The sequence below is a fragment of the Sphingobacterium sp. MYb388 genome, from assembly GCF_037479535.1.
Taxonomy (GTDB): Bacteria; Bacteroidota; Bacteroidia; order Sphingobacteriales; family Sphingobacteriaceae; genus Sphingobacterium; species Sphingobacterium anhuiense.
On the sequence record NZ_JBBGYV010000003.1, the window covers coordinates 512811 to 533754 of the forward strand.

The window sequence follows — 20944 nt, forward strand, 5'->3', positions numbered from 1 at the left end:
ATATCCATGAAAAAGAATTTATTATATATAGGATTGTTAGTTGGTGGGCTTTTAAGCACTTCTTGCAATAAATACTTAGATATACAACCAGTAGGAACTGTTGTTCCTACTACAGAAGCTGATTTTAGAGCTTTGATGTTTAGTGGCTATAAAGTTTATCCAGAACACAAATCATACTTAAACTTACGTACAGACGAGTTGTTATTGGATGAATTTTCTACCGATCTGGCAACATTGAAAGATCTTTATCTATGGAATGATCAAAATCCTGATCGCAATACTCAATCCATGGCTTGGGAAACGCTCTTTAAAAGTATTTTCTATGCCAATCACATCATTGCAGAAGCTAAAGACAAAGCAGGAGATACAGATGCTGTAAAGCAAATCCGTGCAGAAGCCTATTTGTTACGTGCTTATGCGCACTTTGAATTATTAAATACCTACGCTGATAATTATAATGCTGCAACAGCTGCAACAGATCGTGGCGTACCGATTTCGATAAAAGTAGACTTGGAGCAATTGTTTGCGCCAGCAACAGTAGAAAAAGTATATGCCCAGATTCTGCAGGATATGGAAGACGCATCTGCTTTATTACAAGTTCAAGATCAGGCGACCAACGTAAAATACAGATTCAGCCGTCGTGCTTACGAAGCCTTTGAAGCACGTTTAAGATTATATCGTGGCGAATGGGAACTTGCAACCAAAGCTGCCGATAAAGGATTAGCGATTAATGCGAATCTAGAAAATTTAAACGAAGTCGGTTCAAAATTACCAAATGATTTTGAATCCAAAGAGATGATTCAGGCATGGGAAGAGGTAGGAAAAACGAATGTTTCTCGCTCAACTTATATTAGTCCATCTTTTATGGCTAAGTATAAAGCGGGAGATTTACGTGTTAATCGTTATTTTCAAAAATTAGGAAGTGACTATGTATCTAAAAAAGGGGGAGATAACCGCTTTAATGTCACGTTTAGAAATGCAGAGTTATATTTAATTAAAGCGGAAACAGCAGCGAGATTGGGACAAAAAGAACAAGCTATTGCAGCTTTGACTACGCTATTAAAAAATAGATTGACCGCAAGTGCTTTTACAACAGCTCAAGTAAAATTGGCAACCCTATCTAATGCTGAACTGATTATGTTTATACTAGATGAGCGTGCTCGAGAACTTGCTTTGGAAGGATTGCGTTGGTACGATTTAAAACGTACAACACGACCTGAAATTGTACATAGCTATCAGTCTAAAGACTATACTTTAATTCAAAATGATCCACGTTATGTCATTCGTTATCCTAAAGAAGCGATATCAAATAATCCAGATTTATAAAATTAGAGCAATTTCATAAATTCCGATCCCCATTCTCGAAAGAATGGGGATTTTTTTTTAAATTCAGCACATGTTTAAAAAGATATTAATCGTAGAAGATGAAAATTGGGCCTCTGAAAGTCTATTGGAGAAATTAGACCAATTGATTGCTACGAAATTTCAATCTACGATTATAACAACAGTGCGTGAAGCTACCGATTGGTTGCTTAAAAATGAAGTCGATCTCATTTTTATGGATGTGCAACTCGGTGATGGATTGAGTTTCGAAATATTTGACCAGGTCAAAGTTCAGGCACCTGTTATTTTTACTACAGCGTTTGAAGATTACGCCTTAAAAGCTTTTCAGAATCAAGGCTATGCCTATTTGTTGAAGCCGTATGACGACGACGAGTTACAACAGGCACTTAATAAAGTCGCGCCGTTTATCGTCCAGGATACCAGGGAGATTCAATACAAAACTCGTTTTCTAGTACGGTATGGTATGCGGTTAAAATCGATACCGACAACAGAAATTGCCTATTTTATGGCTGAAGATAAAATATTGTACGGCTACACAAAAGATGGAGATCAATTTATTGTCGACGATACCATAACAGGTCTTGTGTCTCGCCTGGATCCAACATTCTTTTTTCAGGTCAATCGCAAATTCATTATCCATATAGATTCCATTATAGATATGTTGAAAGTAGCTCGTAATCGCATACGGCTCCAATTACAACCAGCGTTGCCAGCTGGTATCGAAGTTATCGTGAGTGAAGATAAATCATCCGATTTTCAGATGTGGTTGGACCGCTGATTAAGCTGATCGTATGATTTTAATAGCAGGATTGTATTGCAGTAATTCATTTACAAAATTATCATTTCCGTCTGGGCTAATGTATATTTCTTCGTACTTGTTATAGTGTATGATCAAACCTTTGCGGGCAGCTGCTGGTTTAAAACCCACCCATAAAGTCTTTCCAATCTCTATTTTGTGAATTTTGTCAATGGCAATCTTTCCTCTAAAGATACACGTTCGATAAGAAAAATACGGACTGTCTATTGTATACCTCGGTCTTGGTAATAATAATGTGGCTATCAACAATGTCGGAAGACCTATTATAGTCACAAATTCTATAAAAGTAGCTTGTTCAGTACGAAGTGTAACGATCATCATGACTATCATGGATAATATAAGGCCAATGATCATGGCATCCATCAAAGGGTCTTGTCTGCTTCTGAAAACTTTCATAATTTATAGGATGTTGCTAATCTTAAAGTTAACAAATTTTTGTAAATTTGCATCGTTATGAAAGTCGCTTTATATACAACGTTTTATTTTATTCCTTGACGATTTTAGCTCAGTCAAGTAAATAGTTTTTTTAATAAATGATATTTCGCATCATTTAAGGTTGTATAATACTTTATTATTTTATGGAAAAGAAAAATTGGTTTCAAACCTATATGTATATTTGGATTGGACAATTTGTGTCACTGTTGACGAGCTCTGCTGTCAATTTTGCTGTGATTGTCTGGTTGAGTTTAACGCATAAGTCGGCCGAGGTATTGGCTTTGGCAGGTATTGCAGGCTTATTGCCACAGGCACTTATTGGACCCTTCGTAGGTGTTTTAATTGATCGCTGGGACCGGAAAAAGGTAATGATTTTTGCCGATGCATTTATTGCTTTATGCACCCTAATGATGACTTTTATTTTGCAGGAGGCTGCAGTAGGGCTATCGCTGATCTATCTGTTGCTAACTTGTCGTTCCATAGGGGCAGCTTTTCATGCACCAGCGATGCAGGCAATAGCACCACTGATGGTTCCGGAAGATAAATTGCTACGTGTATCTGGAATAAATCAGATGCTTCAGTCCGTCAGTAGTATTGCCGGGCCTGCATTAGGAACGCTGGCGATTACTTATTTTTCAATCGCTCAAGTGCTTTATCTCGATGTTATCGGTGCGGCAGTTGCAATAGTATCGTTGTTCTTTGTCACCATTCCTCATTTAAAGGTTGAATCTAAATTATCCTTTGGACAGGCATGGGGTGATCTGAAACAAGGTATGCAGGCCATCTACCATAATCGTGGCTTGAGCCTATTGTTTTTATACGCGATGATCGCTACTTTTTGTGTTATGCCGATCGCTATTATGTTTCCACTTTTGACAATCGATCATTTTAATGGCGGAAAATGGGAGATGAGTGTGATTGAAATTATATGGGGAGTAGGCATGTTAGTAGGAGGAGGATTATTGGGAGCATTTAAAGTGAATTTTTCGAAAGTAATTATGATCAATACCATGCATATTGTACTGGGATTGACATTTGCTTTTTCAGGATGGTTCCCATCCACTTGGTTCATTCCTTTTGTAATCGTGACTGGAATAGGCGGTGTATCCATGTCGCTGTTCTCAGCCTCTTTTATGACGACCATACAAGAAGAAGTCGCACCCCAAATGTTAGGTCGCGTATTTTCGCTCTATTTTAGTCTTGCTATTCTGCCAAGTGTCATCGGATTACTTTTTACGGGTATGATAGCAGATGTAATTGGAGTAGCCAACGCTTTTGTGATCGCAGGATTATTGATGATGATTGTAGGCGTATTGTCCTTTTTTACACCAGCTGTCATGCGACTGGGAAAAAAAGTGCCCCATAACGAAGCAGTATAAAATAAAAAAGCTTCCAAATTTTGGAAGCTTTTTTATTTTGAGCGAAAGACGAGATTCGAACTCGCGACCCCAACCTTGGCAAGGTTGTGCTCTACCAACTGAGCTACTTTCGCGTTGGTCTTACAAAAATACGGCTTTATTTGAATTTTTGCAAGACCAATTTAATATTTTATCAATTTAATTGATCGCATTGGCACAGTTCATACCATCAATAGCAGCGGAAATAATACCCCCAGCATAACCAGCCCCTTCAGCACAAGGGTAAAGACCCTTAATTTCAGGATGTTGTAAAGATAACTTATCACGGGGAATACGGACGGGTGAAGAAGTGCGGGATTCTACAGCAACAAGGATAGCTTCATTGGTATAGTAACCTTTCATCTTTTTACCGAAGATAGGCAATGCACCGCGTAATGCTTCGTACACAAATTTTGGTAACACCTGAGTTAAATCTGCAGAAACCGTACCCGGTTTATAAGAGTTTTCCGGAAGATCTTTGGATATCCGCCCCTCAACAAAATCAATCATCCGTTGCGCAGGAGCCACCATTTTTCCACCACCAGCTTCAAAAGCACGTTTTTCGATTTCACGTTGAAAATCCAACAACGCAAATGGATTGCTGTCCGATCCCGGAACATCCTCCAGGTTGATCTGGATAACAGTACCAGAATTGGCGTGCGGATTATTGCGTTTCGATGGCGACCAGCCATTCACAACGATTTCATTGTCTGCAGTAGAACAAGGAGCAATGACCCCACCTGGGCACATACAGAACGAAAACACACCACGGCCATTTACCTGTTCCACAAGACTATAATAAGCCGGTGGAAGATGCTCGCTTCGGACTTCACAATGATACTGTGCTTGATCAATAATCTCCTGCGGATGCTCAATTCGAACACCTAGAGCAAAAGCTTTAGCCTCAAGTAACCAGTTTTTAGCACGGAAGAGTTCGAAAATATCACGTGCCGAGTGTCCTGTAGCTACAATGACATGATTTGATTTCAATTGTTTTCCACTTGCAAGTGTGACACCTGTAACCTGATTATTTTCCGTATTGATATCAACTACACGTTGTTCAAAAATAACCTCGCCACCATGCGCGATAATCGTTTCTCGGATGTCCTGAATAATATGAGGTAACTTGTTCGTTCCGATATGAGGGCGCGCATTGACCAAAATATCTTCATTCGCACCATGGGCAACAAAAAGTTTAAGTACTTTCTCAACATCACCACGTTTATCCGAGCGGGTATATAGCTTTCCATCAGAATATGTACCGGCACCACCTTCACCAAAACAATAATTGGAGTCTTCATCAACAATACCTTCGCGGTTTAACTTCGCAAGGTCACGGCGGCGATCCTGCACAGCTTTACCACGTTCAACAATAATAGGTTTAAGCCCTTTTTCCAAACATTGTAGCGCTGCAAATAAACCTGCAGGGCCAGCACCGATAATTAACACTGGTTGTGCGTTATGGGCCAATTTAAAGTGGGTTTCAAAAACTTCATTAATAGGTTCTTCGTCGATAAAAAATATAATACGAGCTCTAAAAACGACATGTCGGCTACGGGCATCAATAGAACGCTTGCGAATTTTAAATCCTTTAATACGCTCACCATTTATTTTCAAGGCTTTAGAACCTTGAATTAGAATATAATTATCGTCCTCAATTCTTTCCGGAGCGATAGCCAGTTCAATTTCTTTCTGCATAAATTTCTTGCTGGGTTTTTATCCCAAAAACAGCCCAAAGTTAAGGATAACTGCTGTATTTTTTTAGTTATAAATACTTAACGCCTAAAATTATTCTTATATTCGTAGGAGTGGTATGAGCTTTGTAGTAAGCTTTCTATCAAAATTTAATTTGAAATATATTAATTCAACAAAAAATGAAAAGATTATTAGTCGCATTCTTTGGTTTAATGGTCGCATTATCTTTCAGTTCATGCGGATACAATACAATGGTATCGCAAGATGAAAATGTAAAAGGAAAATGGGCTCAAGTTGAAAATGCATATCAGAGACGTGCAGATTTAGTTCCGAATTTGGTAAATACCGTAAAAGGAGCAGCAAAGCACGAAGAAAGTACATTAACAGCTGTTGTTGAAGCACGTGCCAAGGCGACTTCTATCACGGTAGATCCTACCAATTTGAATGAAGAAACAATTGCACAATATCAAAAAGTACAGGACCAGTTTTCAGGTTCTTTAAGTAAGTTGATGGCTACAGTAGAAGCTTACCCAGATTTGAAAGCAAATCAAAACTTTTTAGAATTGCAAGCGCAATTAGAAGGTACTGAAAATAGAATTTCAACCGAACGTAGAGCTTACAATGAAGCGGTACAGCAGTTCAATACAACTGTGAGAAGTTTTCCTAACAATTTGATGGCTGGCATGTTTGGCTTTAAAGCAAAAGGAACTTTCACAGCACAAGAAGGTGCGGATAAAGCGCCAGCAGTATCTTTCTAAATACAGCGTATTAGTTTACTAGAAAAGATGAATGATGGCCGAAATTTGTGCACGCATTCATCTTTTTTTATTTAAAAAAGACTTTAGTAATGGGAACATTTTCATCAGAAGAGCAGGAAAAAGTAGTACATGCGATCAGTATTGCGGAAAATAAAACTTCCGGTGAGATCCGTGTGGTTGTTGAGAAACACTGTCCTGGAGAAGTTTTCGATCGTGCAACCCACTATTTTGAAAAGTTGGATATGCATAAGACCGCTTTAAGAAATGGAGTTTTAATCTACTTAGCACACGAAGACCATAAATTTTCCGTTATAGGAGATGCGGGAATTCATAAGAAAGTAGGGGACGATTTCTGGGAGAAAACGAAAGAAATTATGGTTCAGGAATTTCGGAATGCACAATATGTGAATGGTTTGATCCAAGGCATTGAGCATGCAGGCGAACAACTGGCGAAATTTTATCCACGAGAAGACGATGATATTAATGAATTACCGAATGATATTGTTTTTGGCGATAAATAAAAAATGGATAAACGAAAAGAAAATAGGTCATTGACCAAAATTAGATTGTCAGCCATACGTTTTGTTGTCATGACGGCAGTCGCAGTACTATTTAGTATTGCAGGTGTATTTGCACAGGACGATTTTCCGGCGACATCCAACAGATTGGTCAACGATTATACAAACACATTATCGCCCACTCAGGTACAGCAGTTAGAGCAAAAACTACTGGCTTTTGAAGACTCTACCTCCATACAGATTGCGGTAGTCTTGATGAATTCAACAGGATCTTATGATATCAGTGATTATGCCGTAAGACTAGCTCAAAAGTGGGGCGTAGGAAATAAAAAGTACAACACAGGTATTCTGTTGCTTGCCGCAATTGGCGATCGTGCTGTTACTATTCAGACAGGGTACGGTATAGAAGGCGCTGTTCCTGATGCGATCGCACATCGAATTATTGAAAACGAAATAAAGCCAGCTTTCCGGGCGCAGGATTATTTTTCAGGAGTTAATAAGGCAACTGATGCTCTGATTTCCTATACCAAAGGAGAGTATAAAGCAGATCCTAAGCAACCCCAAGGAAAAGGAGGCACTTCAAAGATGTTGATCGTGATTGTGATTGTGATCATTGTCATCGCAGTGATTTCTAGAAAAGGAGGAAACGGTGGAAATGGTGGTGGTAAAGTCATGAATGGTACAGGAACTTCCGATTTGTTTTGGTGGACACTCTTAAATACACTTGGACGAGGCGGTTCCGGAGGTGGCGGCTTTGGTGGCGGTGGAGATAGTGGTGGTTTCGGCGGTTTTGGTGGCGGTGGCTTCGGTGGTGGCGGTGCCAGCGGCAGATGGTAATCCAAACCGTGTAAATGAAGTAATAAATATCAAATTATATACAGATGAAAAAAGGAATATTATTGGGATTAGGACTTATCCCGACTTTAATTTTTGCACAAGAGAATTTTACCGTAACAGGTAAAATACAAGGAGCGACAGATAAAGCAAAAGTGTTTATGCAATATGCTGAAAACAATGCGCGCAAAATAGATTCAACAACAGTAACAGGTGGACAGTTTAAATTTAGCGGTACAGTTGCTGGACCTGTTAAAGCGTACTTAATTCTTTCAGCAGACGGAACTAGCATCAAAGAAATACAAAATCCTGATTTGACGCAAGTATACCTGTCAACTGGAGTGATCAAAGTAGAATCTACTGGTGAGATGAAAAATGCAGTTATTTCGGGTAATGCGATCAATAATGATTTTGCAAAATACCAAACTGCTGTTAAGCCTTTCTCAGAGGGATTTCAGGCATTAAATAAGCGTTATTCAGAAGCTGCTGAAGAACAGCGTAATGACCAGACTTTTATTGCAGGTCTGCAAAAAGAAGCCGGAGAAATCAATGAGAAACAAGAATTGGTGGACGAGCAGTTTATTAAAAATAATAAATCAAGTTTCATTACATTGGATTTATTAGGAGATAAATTAGATGCTGAAAATGTCAATTCATTGATTATTCCAAGTTATCAAGCGTTATCAGCAGAGCTAAAAAACAGTAAAAAAGGTAAAGAATTAGCAACAAGAATTGAAAAGTTAAAAGCAGTAGCTATCGGAGCAGTAGCGCCGGACTTTACATTACCTGATACTGCAGGTAATCAGGTTTCTCTTTCTTCTTTAAGAGGTAAATATGTATTATTAGACTTCTGGGCAAGCTGGTGCGGACCATGTCGCCAAGAGAACCCTAATGTTGTAGCAGCATTTAATAAATTTAAAGACAAGAACTTTACTGTATTTGGAGTCTCTTTAGATAATCCAGGTAAAAAAGACGCCTGGTTGAAAGCGATTGCAGACGATCAATTAGGACAGTGGCCACAAGTGTCAGATTTGCAAGGATGGAAATCTGCTCCAGTAGGTTTATATGAAGTACGTGGTATTCCACAGAACTTTTTAATCGATCCGACAGGAAAGATTGTTGCCTCTAATTTACGAGGTGAAGCTTTAGAAGCTAAATTAGCAGAATTACTAAAGTAATAGCAGTGTAAGGATATCTTAAAAAGGGCTTTTCAATTCGTTGAAAAGCCCTTTTTATGTTTACTATTGTACATGCGTACTTTTTTAACCCTTATCGTAGCGACCGTGTTAATGGTCAGTTGCCAAAACAAACAAGAAGCGGGAGTGCCCGTTCTGAACCTTGCCTCATTAGCGGCAATCCCATTAGACAATCCCATTGATACTTTGGCGAAAGGCAAAGCCTTTATAGAGGTTAAATTGCCTCCTGGAGCTCGAATTGAAGAATTGTCGAAAGAAGATTTAGGACTATTAAAAGCCGCTGCTTATCGTTTTTTTGGACAAGTTAAATTGGTCGACAATCAATATATCGCAAATATCAAAGAAGGAAAAGAAATTGCGGTTTCGGATGCTGTGGTTGCAGCTTATTTGAAAGCAATAGCCAATACCAATGCATTTGCAGACTCCTTAAAAAATGAAGGACAAGAAATCCAATTGCCGGCTATAACAGATGAATACCGTAATGCTTTATTAAAATAATAAAAAAGCCGATTATATACTAATCGGCTTTCTTTTTGTCATATTTTGAAACCAGTACTGTATAACTTTTTATTGTTGCCGCGTTACTTCTTGATTTGTACTATATAGATGAGTTTTTTGGGTACTTCTTATGTTAGATGGTTCACTCTCATTTTTCATTCGGTCCAGTGCCGTCACCATATAATAGTACTGTTGATGTATTTCCAGGTCACTATCATCAAATTGAAGGTCATCCTCATTATAAGAAATATGGATGATATTCTTACTATTATTCAAATCAGGTTGATCCCCCTCTTTAAATCGGTAAACAATATAGCCATAAGCAGATTGACCATCAGACGCACGATCGGGTTTTTGCCAGACTAGGTGATTTAATTTTGTATTTTCTGAAGACCTCAACTGTAATCCAAAAGGTGCATTGGGCGGGATACTGTCGATCCACGGCATCGTCGGAGGCAAAGCCGATGTTTTATACAGATTACGTTGCAAAGAATCCTGAAGACCGGCAAGATTGTCCGTTAAAGATTTTGAACTAAAGAAGATACTTCCCTGTACATTCTGTTGTTCTCGTAAAAAACGGATCTGACGCGGAATTTGGCTTCGGTCAGTCCATCCAGGTTTTTGCTCATTCACGCGATAAGCACCATGACCGATATAAAAGTGTCGGCCATAAGTATGATGTTGCCACCATTCAACCAGAATTTCATAAGCGGCAGCACGGTTTTGGAAAGGAAAATAAATCTGGGGATTGATGTAGTCTATCCAACCCTCTTTGATCCATTTCACGCCATCCGCAAATAAAGTCCGGTAACCACTTAAACCATGTGTATTAGAACCGTCACGGTTTGCATCCTTATTATCCCAGATACCAAAAGGACTAACACCGTATTTTACATAAGGTTTTTTAGCTTTGATCGCAACGCCCAGATCGTGAATAAGCACATCGACATTATTTCTGCGCCAATCCTCTATATTTGAAAAGTTGTTGCTGTATTGGCCAAACGTTAAGCGGTCAGGAATAGCTGTGTTGCGGCTGTCGGGGTAGGGATAAAAATAATCATCAAAATGAACACCATCAATATCATAATTGCTCACGACATCCATGATGACATCGATGATATATTGACGCACCTCCGGTATTCCCGGATTAAATAATTTTTTTCCAGCGTAGGTAAAAAACCATTCGGGTTTCTTTTTCGTGATATGATCTTCTGAAAAATGGTTCGGGTTTAGAGTTGTTGAAGCACGGTAAGGGTTGATCCAGGCATGCAGTTCCATCCCTCTTTTATGGCATTCAGCGATAATGAAATCCAAAGGGTCATAAAAAGGTTCAGGAGGCTTTCCTTGTTTCCCCGTTAAATAACGGCTCCAGCCTTCTCTACCACGACCATAGAAAGCGTCTGCAGCGGGTCGAATCTGAAAAAGAATAGTATTCATACTCGACTTTTTGTGCTGGTCAAGTATTTGTATCAGCTCTTGTTTCTGTTTTTCAACATTAGTGCCAGTGGCGACTGTTGGCCAGTCAATATTACCTATAGTGGCAATCCAAACACCGCGAACTTCTCTTTTGGGGCTAGGTTGAGCGAATAAAAGTTGTGCTGTTGATGCTATTAAAAAAAATACTCCAAGTAAGTGCAGAACGTGTTTAATTCTCATTTGTTTAATGATAAGTTAACAAAGATAATTAAGCTTTATTGATAAAGTATTAAATCTTTGTAAGAACTTTGTGGTTGTTTTATATTCTGTAAATTGCAATGTTTTTGGACTGTCCTAAAAACATTATTTTTATAGCGCTTTATTAGTATAGCATGAGCAAAGAGCAAATTTCCGTTTTTGATATGTTTAAAATAGGTATTGGCCCCTCCAGTTCACATACCTTAGGTCCCTGGCGTGCGGCGCAGCAGTTCACAAAGGTACTGCAGGATAAGGATGTACTTAATAACGTCGAATCTGTTAAGATATTATTATATGGATCTTTAGCCAAAACAGGTACTGGGCACGGAACTGATATTGCTGTGATGTTGGGTTTAAGCGGAGATGATCCTGTAACTTTTGATGTCAATCAAGTAACACCAAAAGTAGAACATATCAAATCTGTAAATCAGTTGCGTCTGGCTGGTACACATACCATTCCGTTTACATACAAAGAAGACTTGCTTTTTTTATATAGTGAAAGCTTACCCTTTCATCCCAATGCAGTTACTTTTCAGGCATTTTTGAATAATGGAAAGGCTCTTAGTGAAACCTATTATTCAATTGGTGGTGGATTTGTTGTTCAGGAAAATGATGAGAGCAGTTCTTCAACAGAGGTCGATCTACCTTTTCCGGTAGATACCGCACAGGATTTATTGCATTGGTGCCGCAAGACAGGTTTGAAAATCTCAGAGCTCGTTTTAGAAAATGAACATGCTTGGCGTGAAGAAGAAGAGACGCGCGCCGGCGTATTAAATATCTATAAAACCATATACGAATGTATATATCGTGGGTGCCATACAGCGGGAACACTACCAGGAGGACTTAATGTAGAAAGAAGAGCTGCAAAACTGAATCAGCGATTGCTTAAAAACCGAAGCTATCACGATTATGAAAGCTGGATCGCAGCAATAAAAGCAGGAGGAGAGAATTTTCAATATATCCTGGATTGGGTAAGTTGTTTTGCTTTAGCAGTAAATGAAGAAAATGCTTCATTTGGAAGAGTCGTTACCGCGCCAACAAATGGAGCGTCTGGTGTTATTCCTGCCGTATTGCAATATTTTATTACCTTCCATAATGGAGATTCAGAAGATAAAATTATTCAGTTTATTCTAACCGCTTCCGAAATCGGTTCCATATTTAAAAAAGGAGCAACTATTTCTGCCGCTATGGGCGGATGTCAGGCTGAGATTGGAGTATCATCAGCAATGGCAGCTGGAGCATTGACCGAATGTCTCGGCGGATCGCAAAGACAGGTTCTCATGGCCGCAGAAATCGCCATGGAACATCATTTGGGCCTAACATGTGATCCTATTGGAGGTTTAGTACAGATACCATGTATTGAGCGAAATACGATGGGAGCTATAAAGGCTATCACAGCTGCGCAGTTGGCCCTGCAATCCAACCCTGATAAAGCCAAAGTCAGTCTCGATACAGTTGTCAAGACCATGTGGCAGACCGCGTTAGATATGAACGTTAAATATAAAGAAACGGCAGATGGCGGTTTGGCTGTACAGATTCCGTTAAGTTTACCGGAATGTTAATGTTAAAGAACCCGTTGTCATAAAAATATTTATGTTGCATGAATGAGGTCTGATCATGCAATATAAATGTCAATAAAGAATAAATGAAATACATATGAAGTATTGTGCTATTGCCTCAGGCAGTAATGGAAATTGTTATTATATCGCGAAAGGCGATACAGCTATTCTAGTAGATGCGGGTATTAATAATAAGCACATTCATCTCCGTATGCATAATCTAGGTATAATTCCAACTCAGATCAAAGCCGTTTTTATTACCCATGAACATACGGATCATATTCGGGGTTTATCTGTTTTTGTCAAAAAATATAATATACCGGTGTATATCACTCAGGGCAGTTACGATGGAACAAGATTGCATCTTCCTGGCCACTTGGTGCACATCATTACCCCAGATGCCGTTACCGAGATCGGAGAAATGAAGATTTATGGTATACCTAAGTATCACGATGCAAAAGAACCTTGCAGTTTTTTGATTTCCGATGGAACGCATAATATTGGCGTGTTGACCGATATAGGTCGTCCGTGTTCAAATGTGCAGCATGTCATCAAACATGCAGATGTACTATTGCTAGAATCCAATTTCGATGAAGAGATGCTTAGAAACGGGCGATATTCCTATTTTCTAAAAAATAGAATCAGCAGCGGGTGGGGGCATCTTTCCAATGCAGTTGCGTTAGAATTATTCAACAAATACCGAACAGCCCGTCTCAAACACTTAATTCTAACGCACCTTTCAGGCGAAAATAACACCGTAGAACTGGTTCACGAAACGTTTAGAACACATTGTGAAGACATTCTACTTTCCGTTGCCACACGCTATGAAGAAACAGAAATTTTTGATGTTTTAGACCTCCATAATATAGAAAGCAATCAGGTCATTAGTCAGTGCGGATAGGGAAAATCTTATCATTACATAATGTAACGATCTAAACCGTTAAAGTTATAAACTTTAACGGTTTTGTTTTTTATGTTAAAATCCTTAACGAGCTAAAATTCAAGAACATTTATTTGGTAAAATAATTTCATAAAGTTTTCATGTTTAGTATTTGTGAAAAATGGAATTTTTAAACACTAAAATTTAGTTGCATAGTGTATTAATATATTGTTTCATAAAAAAACCGTTTAAATTATTACGAAACAACAAATGCCCATATACTCCTTGAAATGGGAAAAATTCAATGTAATTAATATGTTAAAAAATGTAAAAATTTCCCGATTTCAGGAAAAAAAATAGTACAAATTACGCATACGTTTGCGTGAAAATAGAACAATCGTTTGCGATGCAATCAAGTTAATTCTTTTGTTTAGAATGAAAATTAAGAAAATGTAAAATTTGAGTTACCATTTCAATTGCTGTAAATTAACCTAAAATTTACTAACCAAATCAATTGTTATGAAGAAAATTTTACCAATTTTTCTCTTCTTTTTGATGTCATGTAATTTATTGTTTGCACAGGTAACTAATATTACTGGAACAATAAAAGACGACAAAGGAAGAACATTACCTGGGATAACAGTATCCGAACGAGGTACCAAAAATCAAGCTTCAAGTGGAGGTGATGGAAACTTTACTATTAAAGTTAAAGGTATTCCTACTGCCTTAATTATTAGTGGTGTTGGGTATAAAAAACAAGAAATACCAGTGAATAAAGAGACGCATGTCACCATTAATCTTGAAGAATCTACTAATGATCTGAGTGAAGCTATTGTGACAGGTTATACTACAATTAGTCGACGAAAAACAACAGGATCTATTTCCAGTATTACAAGTAAAGAAATTGAAAACTTGCCTGCGGCTAGTATTGATGTTCTTTTACAAGGTAAATTGCCAGGAGTCAATGTCCAGAACTTTACAGGACAGCCAGGTGTTAAGACTTCTTTGGTAATTCGTGGAAACACAAACATTCCAAGATCAAGCGGTGACTTTGATGCAGATAATTTAAGTAGTAATCCTTTATATGTACTCGATGGTATACCAGTATCAGATGATGAGATTAAAAACTTTAATGTTACTGGAACAAATTATTTAGCGAGTTTAAATCCAAATGATATTGAATCTGTCGATGTATTAAAAGATGCATCTGCGGCAGCATTATATGGCGCTCGAGCAAATAATGGGGTTATCATTATTAAGACGAAAAGAGGGGTGCTTGGAAAGCCTAAATTGAGTTTAAATACCTACCAAGGTTATGTGACGAAACCAGGAAAGGTGGAAACATTGATTGGTGCCGCAGAGCGTAGAAAAAAGATGGAATTAATTTATAAATATGCGAATGATGCACAAGAGCAAAATATTCCTCAATTACTTACTGATAGTTTAAATCCTGCATTTAATAATAATAATGATTACCAAGATCTATTTTATCAATCAGGCTACGTTCAGAATTATGATTTAGCTGTATCCGGTGCTACTGAAAATGTAAATTATCGTATCAGTGGAGGTATGTACAACGAGAAAGGAATAGTTAAAAGTACAGGTTATAAACGGTATTCTTTTACCAGTAATGTAAATTTTAATATTACTCAGAATCTTGAGTTTCTAACTAATTTTAAAGCTTCTACAGGCAAAAGATTAGAAGGAAAGGGGACCACTGATTTCTTAAAACAAGGTAGATATAGAAGTGTATTCGGGATTAATCCAATCAGTATGCCAACTTCATTGTTAGGTATGAGCGATGATGATGTAAATAGTATCATTAATCCGTATGATTATCAGCGGAATGATAATGTGAACGTTGATCTAAGTGGAGTTGGAGAATTACGTTATACTTTCTTAAAAGACTTTCGTATCAGTACAAGAAGTATTATTAATTATTCAACAGCTAAAAATGACTTTGCTTCTCCGTCCATTATTAATACAGATGGTTTAGCATACGCAAAATCGACTTATACACAATATCGAAAATACTTATTGACCAATAATATATTGTGGACTAAGACTTTAAATGATAAACATAATATTACTGCAACTTTTGTGCAAGAATATGAGACTCGTAAAAATGAGGGCTTATATTTGCTAGGCAGAGATATTCCAAATGATAACATTCAAGTTATTAAAGGTATTGCATCTCAAAATTTAAGTGGCTATTCCGATCAATCTACATATGCAAAGTTATCCTTTCTAGGAGCTGCTCACTACGATTATAAGGGCAAATACCTTTTTGATGCAGTTTATCGTGGAGATGCTTCTTCACGTTTCGGAAAGAATAATAAGTGGGGATATTTTCCATCGTTAGGAGCAGGATGGATCTTAACAGAAGAAGATTTCTTATCGCAGTCGGAATGGGTTAAAGAACTGAAACTACGTGGAAGTTGGGGTAGAACAGGTGATGAAAGTAGTATCGGTGATAATGATCGTTATAATGCTTATATCGCTGGTAATGGGAATTACCCAGGAAATTATGGTAGTACATATGGTGGTGGTACCGCAGTTATACCAAACTATGCCGGTATAACAAATGATGATATCACTTGGCAAAGAACGGAGACTTGGAATGCTGGTGTAGATGCATTGCTTTTCAATGGAAGACTGACGGTCAATGTAGATGCTTATGTGAGAACTACGACTGGACAAATGTTAAGTGTATGGATTCCAGAATATACTGGATATCTGAGTACATTTACAAATGCAGCCGGTGTGCGTAATTCAGGTCTTGAAATTAACCTAATGGGAAAAGTATTTGGTAGGGAAAAAGCTTTACAATGGACACCATCTATTAATTTTTCATTCAATAAAAATATAGTAACAGCTCTTCCAGATGGAAATCGTGACCTGTATTATGATCAAGCAGTTTATGTTGTTGGGAAACCATTAAATATGTTTTATGGTTATTTAGTAAATGGTGCAATTAGTACTTCCAATGATATTATTGTAAATCCATATACGGGTGCTGTGGGCGCTTCAAAATGGGGAACATTACAGCCGGGATATCCAAATTGGGTCGATGTAAATGGTGATTATAAAATATCAGATGCAATAGGTGAAAATGATATGACTTTTTTTGGTGATCCTAACCCTAAAGTAACAGGTGGTTTTACCAATTATTTTAGTTATAAGGATTTCTCATTGCAAATTCTGACGACGTTTACTTTTGGAAGAGATATTATCAATAGTACTTTTGCGCAGCGTATGTCTAATGGGTTCTTCTATGGTAATCCTAAAGATCTTTCAAAAGCTTCAATTGGTAATTTAGATAATTATGATTTTTGGCAAAAAGAAGGTGACATAAGTCGTTATCCTGCCGCGAATCCATATATGGGATTATATGCCTGGAGAGCTGGTCAATCGATGTTCATGGAACCAGGATGGTATATCCGTATTAAGAACATCAATTTAGCGTACCGTTTTGATAAAACAAAACATGCTTGGATGAATCGTGCAGGTATAAATTCATTCCGTATTTATGGTACTATGGACAATGTACATATGTTTCAAAAATTTTCGGGGATTGATGCTGAACGTGTTGATGGGAGAGGATTTGACTATGGAGATGGTTATCCACTACCATCAAAATATACATTGGGTGTACAATTCGAATTTTAATAGATACTATTATGAAAATACAGTTTAAACAATATATAAAAATTGGGGTAGCGGCCTTGATTTTAATTGGTTTATTTGGAGCGAGTTCATGTAATAAAGACTTGGAAAATAAATTGATAAACGATACGTATTCAGATACGTATTGGCAAAATGAAAAAGATATCAATGGTGCCGTTTTAGGGACATATGGTTTATTCCGTAAGGCAATGACTACAAACCAATGTTTTTTTATTTGGGGAGATGCACCAATAGGAATATTAACAACGCTTGAAGGAACAAATCATTCAGGAGTATATACATCTGGTAATTTTGCACTTCCATATCGTGAAACAGGGGTTCATAATTGGACAAACTGGTATCGAGTGGTCGATTTATCCAATCTGATTATTAAGCGGGTACCAGAACTTGATGATAATAAATTTTCATCGGGAAATAAGAACTATCTTTTGGGGGAGGCATATTTCATGCGGGCGCTGGCTTATTTTTATATGTCTCGTGTCTGGGGCGATCTTCCATTGCAAACTACGCCAACTGAAACGGCTAATCAGGCTGTTTTGAAAGGAAGAACTCCTACAGATGAAATTCTTAAATTAATTGTCGAAGATGCACAAAAAGCATCATCATTATTAACTTGGGAGGGTGTTGAAGGCAACGGTAGACGTCGTGCTAATAAAGCGGCTGCATTAGCTTTACTAGCCCACACAACTGCTTGGCAAAATGACTATGCTAAAACTATTCTTTATACAGATTCAATAATTTCAAAAAAGGAAATCTTTTCATTGCAACCAAAAGGAAGTATTCGTAATGTTTTCAAAGATGCAAATGCAAAAGAGAATATTTTTGTATTTACAACTAAAGATAGTGAAAATGAATCATCACAATATGATGGTAATGTAAACATATTTTCTGCTGCAGTAGGATTCATAACTGTTTCGAATCAAATTTATGTCAACATGCCGTTTAATGTACCAAATTATTTTATTACAAATTCAAAACTTGATGAAATTTACGGAGATAACTCAGTTGAAGATTCGCGTAAATTAGAATTCTTTCGTAATATGACGAATACTGAAAACAACTCTTTAATGAAGTATTCAGATATTGTTTATAAAAATGCTGCCACCAATTCGGACCCTCGACTAGAAAGTAATTATGTGATATTCCGTTTGGCTGATATGATTTTATTAAAGGCTGAAGCACTAAACGCTCTAAATCGTGATGGAGATGCGTTGACAGCTGTAAACAGCATACGAACGAGAGCAGGTGCAAAAACGATGTTAAATAGTGGTGGAGCAAACCTTAAACGTGATATATTAAAAGAAAGACAAAGAGAATTAATTGGAGAAGGACATGCGTATTTTGATATAGTGAGAAACACATGGAAATCAGGAAATAATAATTTATTTGTTCAATTGACTTCTTGGAGTATGGATGCAGGAAGATTAGCTCAAAAAGGTTATTTATTTCCTATTCACAATACAATATTAAATACTAATCGTTTAATCACCCAGAACCCATATTGGATGGGTAGATATTAATGAAGAAAATTATGAAAAAAATAATATTCCTAACAGCAGTAATTATTGGTTTTTTTACGAGTTGTAAAAAAGATGACGTAATCGATGGTAGATTAAGTATTGGTTACGTTAATATGACTACTTATGATTTTTTGAAATCACATCCTCAACATTTGTTTGATACAACTTTGATGATTATAGATAAAGCTGGATTGAAGGATAAGGTCAATGCTGCAAAAACATTTTTTGTTCCTACGAATTATTCAATTCGTAATTTTCTGTTGTCGAAACAGCAAGAAATTCGCAAACAGAATGAAAAATTGAATTTCAATATTGATTCGTTATTTAAATACTACACACCTAAAATGTTGCAGGATTCAATGAGTGTTTATTTTTTCTCGGGTAGAATTACACGTGATGATCTGACCGAGGCCGGTACTATTTATCAGACGGAGGAACCATCTACTAAATTATTAGCCACTTTAGAACAATCAACAAGTAATGATTACTTGGTAGATGGTATTATTTCGCAAGGACCAAAATTTATTTATTTGACTAAGATTATTGGTGAACGTGATATTATGAAAAATGGTTCATTGAATGATCCCTCAGGTAATACAAAGTTAAATGATATCAGGGTCTTGTGCCAGACAACAGGACTTTTAACTAATACAGGAGTTATACATGTTCTGAATAACACACATATTTGGGCTTTTAGGAGATAATTTTAAATTGAATCAAAATGAAAATTAATTATAAAAAAATTATTATAGCCACTGCGGTTTTCTCTCTTTTTTACACAGGGTGTAAGAAAATAGAAGTCGGTTATTTGAGTGATAATATTCGTTATGGATCTAATCCTATAACGGTTGATCAGGGCACATTTTATATCGCAACTGGAATTATTCCTGATGCTTCCACTCCTCCATTTAAAATCACTTTATTGGATATTAGAAATAAAGAAACTGGAAAACGAGAAGAAGCTTTTTTTAAAGAGTCTGATGTTGTGGTCTGGAAGGAAAAATATGATCCCAAAACTGATACTACTCTGGAAATTATAAATAGTAAAAGAGCTATTGAAAAGAGATTACCTTTTACAGTTTTGGAAAAAAGTGGTCAATTCATGTTTACACAAGCAACAGATAAAGTTCCAGTCGGTGATTATGAAGTTGATTTACGTGTTGAAAATCCCAAAGGAACTAAAGATTATAAAGGGATAACGACTGTTCGACTTTCTCCTGTTAAGGAATATTCTTATGAAAATGCACCTTACTTTATTGCTGTTGAGGCTAATAGTGAAACAAGTATTCGTTATCCGTATGATGACCAATGGGTTGATCAAACTAAAGGTCAAACCACAAATACAACGTTAAAAATAACACGTGTTGCAGATGGACCAAATCAAATAGTACTAAAAGTTATTGACAAAAATGGAGCAGTGTTTCCAGGTAAAGCATTAGAGAGAAGACCTTCTGGAAATGATTTTCTTAAAACATTGTCAACATTTGCATATAAAACAACTGTTACTGATACTGCTGTCTTATATGATTATGCGCAGACAAGATTTCCAGATATTTACTGGGATACTCAATCAAACGGTCTTAACTGTTATTATAGAATATACTCGCAATGGATAAAATCCGTAGATTACGCTGATTCTAAAAATTGGAATCCACCATTTGGTCTAAATTATTTGACGCAGGAGGGACCAGTGAAATTAAATATTCGTTTCAATACAAAAATTAATAGACCTGGTAAGTATATTTATGAGCTTCATTTGAAAGCAACTAAAAATCCAAATGCAAAATAAGCTATAGAGTGATTTAACTATATTTTTCAATATAGTGCTCGGACTCGATTTTAATTGTCTTTTGTTAAGACTTTAAGAATTGATAGATTAATTAAGAAAACCTCGAACTTCAGTTTCGAGGTTTTCTGTTTTAAGGGAAAACTAATCTGATCATCTATTGTCTGGAATATTCAAATTAATTATTTACTCATACATGGTTGAAGCCGTAAAAATTGTTGGATATATAAGTAAAGTCTGCGCGCACAGGATAGCACTTTTTATTTCATATTCAGTTCCGCTTTTTAAGCCATTTATCACATAATAAGTTTTCCTTGGTCCATTCAATGAGCCGGTTCCAGAAGAA

General features: G+C 36.9%; 17 protein-coding genes and 1 tRNA gene. 14 read left to right on the forward strand and 4 right to left on the reverse strand.

Annotation, left to right across the window (positions count from 1 at the left end):
* The first annotated feature begins 6 nt into the window (after window positions 1-6).
* Window positions 7-1326 carry a RagB/SusD family nutrient uptake outer membrane protein gene (locus WH188_RS12590; protein WP_132769440.1) on the forward strand — a complete coding sequence of 440 codons (1320 nt, stop codon included), beginning with the start codon at window positions 7-9 and terminating at the stop codon, window positions 1324-1326.
* A gap of 70 nt (window positions 1327-1396) precedes the next feature.
* Window positions 1397-2122 (forward strand): LytR/AlgR family response regulator transcription factor, encoded by a 726-nt coding sequence (locus tag WH188_RS12595; protein ID WP_132769438.1) that lies wholly within the window; start codon window positions 1397-1399, stop codon window positions 2120-2122.
* Here the strand turns inward: WH188_RS12595 and WH188_RS12600 are convergent, their stop codons facing one another.
* Entirely contained in the window at window positions 2123-2557 is a 435-nt protein-coding gene (locus tag WH188_RS12600) for a PH domain-containing protein (RefSeq protein ID WP_021188858.1), read from the reverse strand.
* Window positions 2558-2739: 182 nt separating this feature from the next.
* Between WH188_RS12600 and WH188_RS12605 the strand changes: the two genes are divergently transcribed.
* Window positions 2740-3975, forward strand: coding sequence for an MFS transporter (locus tag WH188_RS12605; RefSeq protein WP_339424096.1), 1236 nt, complete (start codon window positions 2740-2742; stop codon window positions 3973-3975).
* A gap of 40 nt (window positions 3976-4015) precedes the next feature.
* Here the strand turns inward: WH188_RS12605 and WH188_RS12610 are convergent.
* Window positions 4016-4088, reverse strand: a tRNA-Gly gene (locus WH188_RS12610).
* A 64-nt stretch (window positions 4089-4152) separates the two neighbouring features.
* Complete coding sequence (locus WH188_RS12615) at window positions 4153-5691, reverse strand: NAD(P)/FAD-dependent oxidoreductase (RefSeq protein WP_021188859.1); 1539 nt, start codon at window positions 5689-5691, stop codon at window positions 4153-4155.
* Window positions 5692-5867: 176 nt separating this feature from the next.
* On the opposite strand from WH188_RS12615, the gene WH188_RS12620 reads away from it, so the two are divergent.
* The 5 genes from WH188_RS12620 (at window position 5868) to WH188_RS12640 (ending at window position 9492) form a co-directional block, all read left to right on the forward strand.
* Window positions 5868-6446, forward strand: coding sequence for a LemA family protein (locus WH188_RS12620; RefSeq protein WP_021188860.1), 579 nt, complete (start codon window positions 5868-5870; stop codon window positions 6444-6446).
* Between the two features lie 89 nt (window positions 6447-6535).
* A complete protein-coding gene (locus WH188_RS12625) occupies window positions 6536-6967 on the forward strand; it encodes a TPM domain-containing protein (protein ID WP_021188861.1) in 432 nt (143 codons plus the stop codon).
* Window positions 6968-7036: 69 nt separating this feature from the next.
* The gene (locus tag WH188_RS12630; protein WP_132770060.1) at window positions 7037-7801 is read left to right on the forward strand and encodes a TPM domain-containing protein; all 765 of its coding nucleotides are present in this window, start codon (window positions 7037-7039) and stop codon (window positions 7799-7801) included.
* A gap of 44 nt (window positions 7802-7845) precedes the next feature.
* Complete coding sequence (locus WH188_RS12635) at window positions 7846-8976, forward strand: TlpA disulfide reductase family protein (protein ID WP_168127634.1); 1131 nt, start codon at window positions 7846-7848, stop codon at window positions 8974-8976.
* 72 nt (window positions 8977-9048) lie between these two features.
* On the forward strand, window positions 9049-9492 hold the full coding sequence (locus WH188_RS12640) for a hypothetical protein (RefSeq protein WP_132769430.1): 444 nt from the start codon (window positions 9049-9051) through the stop codon (window positions 9490-9492).
* A 69-nt stretch (window positions 9493-9561) separates the two neighbouring features.
* Here the strand turns inward: WH188_RS12640 and WH188_RS12645 are convergent, their stop codons facing one another.
* Window positions 9562-11148 carry a glycoside hydrolase family 10 protein gene (locus tag WH188_RS12645; RefSeq protein WP_168127633.1) on the reverse strand — a complete coding sequence of 529 codons (1587 nt, stop codon included), beginning with the start codon at window positions 11146-11148 and terminating at the stop codon, window positions 9562-9564.
* Window positions 11149-11300: 152 nt separating this feature from the next.
* Here WH188_RS12645 and WH188_RS12650 point away from each other — a divergent pair, with 152 nt between their 5' ends.
* The 6 genes from WH188_RS12650 to WH188_RS12675 all read left to right on the forward strand — a co-directional run bounded on the left by WH188_RS12650 (window position 11301) and on the right by WH188_RS12675 (window position 20601).
* On the forward strand, window positions 11301-12728 hold the full coding sequence (locus WH188_RS12650; RefSeq protein ID WP_021191985.1) for an L-serine ammonia-lyase: 1428 nt from the start codon (window positions 11301-11303) through the stop codon (window positions 12726-12728).
* Between the two features lie 94 nt (window positions 12729-12822).
* Window positions 12823-13626, forward strand: coding sequence for an MBL fold metallo-hydrolase (locus WH188_RS12655; RefSeq protein ID WP_021191984.1), 804 nt, complete (start codon window positions 12823-12825; stop codon window positions 13624-13626).
* Between the two features lie 498 nt (window positions 13627-14124).
* Window positions 14125-17274, forward strand: a complete 3150-nt coding sequence (locus WH188_RS12660) for a SusC/RagA family TonB-linked outer membrane protein (RefSeq protein ID WP_168127632.1) — start codon at window positions 14125-14127, stop codon at window positions 17272-17274.
* 11 nt (window positions 17275-17285) lie between these two features.
* Window positions 17286-18812: a RagB/SusD family nutrient uptake outer membrane protein gene (locus WH188_RS12665; protein ID WP_168127631.1), complete on the forward strand. Its 1527-nt coding sequence runs from the start codon at window positions 17286-17288 to the stop codon at window positions 18810-18812.
* Between the two features lie 11 nt (window positions 18813-18823).
* Window positions 18824-19516 carry a hypothetical protein gene (locus WH188_RS12670; RefSeq protein WP_168127630.1) on the forward strand — a complete coding sequence of 231 codons (693 nt, stop codon included), beginning with the start codon at window positions 18824-18826 and terminating at the stop codon, window positions 19514-19516.
* Between the two features lie 17 nt (window positions 19517-19533).
* Window positions 19534-20601, forward strand: a complete 1068-nt coding sequence (locus WH188_RS12675) for a DUF5007 domain-containing protein (RefSeq protein ID WP_021191981.1) — start codon at window positions 19534-19536, stop codon at window positions 20599-20601.
* Window positions 20602-20944 lie beyond the last annotated feature (343 nt).

Bases quoted from the DNA above. Each gene is read 5' to 3' on its own strand.
- WH188_RS12590 (WP_132769440.1), top strand. From the start codon at position 7: ATGAAAAAGAATTTATTATATATAGGATTGTTAGTTGGTGGGCTTTTA.
- WH188_RS12595 (WP_132769438.1), top strand. From the start codon at position 1,397: ATGTTTAAAAAGATATTAATCGTAGAAGATGAAAATTGGGCCTCTGAA.
- WH188_RS12600 (WP_021188858.1), bottom strand. From the start codon at position 2,557: ATGAAAGTTTTCAGAAGCAGACAAGACCCTTTGATGGATGCCATGATC.
- WH188_RS12605 (WP_339424096.1), top strand. From the start codon at position 2,740: ATGGAAAAGAAAAATTGGTTTCAAACCTATATGTATATTTGGATTGGA.
- WH188_RS12615 (WP_021188859.1), bottom strand. From the start codon at position 5,691: ATGCAGAAAGAAATTGAACTGGCTATCGCTCCGGAAAGAATTGAGGAC.
- WH188_RS12620 (WP_021188860.1), top strand. From the start codon at position 5,868: ATGAAAAGATTATTAGTCGCATTCTTTGGTTTAATGGTCGCATTATCT.
- WH188_RS12625 (WP_021188861.1), top strand. From the start codon at position 6,536: ATGGGAACATTTTCATCAGAAGAGCAGGAAAAAGTAGTACATGCGATC.
- WH188_RS12630 (WP_132770060.1), top strand. From the start codon at position 7,037: ATGACGGCAGTCGCAGTACTATTTAGTATTGCAGGTGTATTTGCACAG.
- WH188_RS12635 (WP_168127634.1), top strand. From the start codon at position 7,846: ATGAAAAAAGGAATATTATTGGGATTAGGACTTATCCCGACTTTAATT.
- WH188_RS12640 (WP_132769430.1), top strand. From the start codon at position 9,049: ATGCGTACTTTTTTAACCCTTATCGTAGCGACCGTGTTAATGGTCAGT.
- WH188_RS12645 (WP_168127633.1), bottom strand. From the start codon at position 11,148: ATGAGAATTAAACACGTTCTGCACTTACTTGGAGTATTTTTTTTAATA.
- WH188_RS12650 (WP_021191985.1), top strand. From the start codon at position 11,301: ATGAGCAAAGAGCAAATTTCCGTTTTTGATATGTTTAAAATAGGTATT.
- WH188_RS12655 (WP_021191984.1), top strand. From the start codon at position 12,823: ATGAAGTATTGTGCTATTGCCTCAGGCAGTAATGGAAATTGTTATTAT.
- WH188_RS12660 (WP_168127632.1), top strand. From the start codon at position 14,125: ATGAAGAAAATTTTACCAATTTTTCTCTTCTTTTTGATGTCATGTAAT.
- WH188_RS12665 (WP_168127631.1), top strand. From the start codon at position 17,286: ATGAAAATACAGTTTAAACAATATATAAAAATTGGGGTAGCGGCCTTG.
- WH188_RS12670 (WP_168127630.1), top strand. From the start codon at position 18,824: ATGAAAAAAATAATATTCCTAACAGCAGTAATTATTGGTTTTTTTACG.
- WH188_RS12675 (WP_021191981.1), top strand. From the start codon at position 19,534: ATGAAAATTAATTATAAAAAAATTATTATAGCCACTGCGGTTTTCTCT.